This is a genomic window from Gluconacetobacter takamatsuzukensis (assembly GCF_014174275.1).
Lineage (GTDB): Bacteria > Pseudomonadota > Alphaproteobacteria > Acetobacterales > Acetobacteraceae > Gluconacetobacter > Gluconacetobacter takamatsuzukensis.
In genome coordinates this window covers 1-757 of sequence record NZ_JABEQK010000029.1, presented here as the reverse complement: position 1 = coordinate 757, position 757 = coordinate 1, and the positions used below count along the sequence as shown (strand labels likewise).

Genomic DNA, 757 nt, shown 5'->3' with positions numbered 1-757 from the left:
CCCACCCGCGCGCGCAGCACGTTCAGGTCCAGGTCCGACGACAGGATGTTCCGCCCGTCGAACAGCACCTCCCCCGTCGCCCGCTGCCCCGGATACAGGTCGTACATCCGGTTCAGCACCCGCAGCAGCGTCGATTTCCCGCAGCCCGACGGCCCGATCATCCCCGTCACCCGCCGCGCCGGGAAATCCATCGTGATGCCCTTCAGCGCGTGGTTCGCCCCATACCAGAAATCCAGCCCCCGCACTGCCAGCGCCGCCGCCGCGTCCTGCATCACCGTCCCATCCATGTCCACATTTCCCAGCTTCAGCGACCCGATCCGGCCTGCCGGCTCCACAGCCGCACCAGCACGTTCAGCGCCAGCACCCCCGTCGTGACCAGCAGCGCCCCCGTCCACGCAAGCTGCACCCAGTCATCGTAGGCCGAGCCCGCATATTGATAGATCGCAACCGGCAGGCTCGCCATCGGCGCCCCCGGGTCCAGCGACCAGTTCATGTTCCCCAGCGACGTGAACAGCAGCGGCGCCGTCTCGCCCGACACCCGCGCCACCGCCAGCAGGATCCCCGTCAGCACCCCGCCGCGCGCCGCCCGCAGGCACACCTGCAACACAACCCGCCATTTCGGCGCCCCCAGCGCATACGCCGCCTCGCGCATCGTCAGCGGCACCAGCCGCAGCATGTCCTCCGTCGTCCGCACCACCACCGGCACGAACAGCACCGCCAGCGCGATCCCCCCCGACAGGCCCGAGAAATGCCCGAA

At 69.9% G+C, this 757-nt stretch carries 2 protein-coding genes; both read right to left on the bottom strand.

Annotated features, from left to right (window positions below; translation table 11 throughout):
* Window positions 1-287, bottom strand: a 287-nt coding sequence (locus tag HLH27_RS16880) for an ATP-binding cassette domain-containing protein (protein WP_182951280.1), incomplete at its 3' end; no start/stop codon positions are given.
* Window positions 288-304: 17 nt separating this feature from the next.
* Window positions 305-757: ABC transporter permease subunit (locus tag HLH27_RS16875; RefSeq protein ID WP_182951278.1), on the bottom strand; the 453-nt coding region annotated here is incomplete at its 5' end.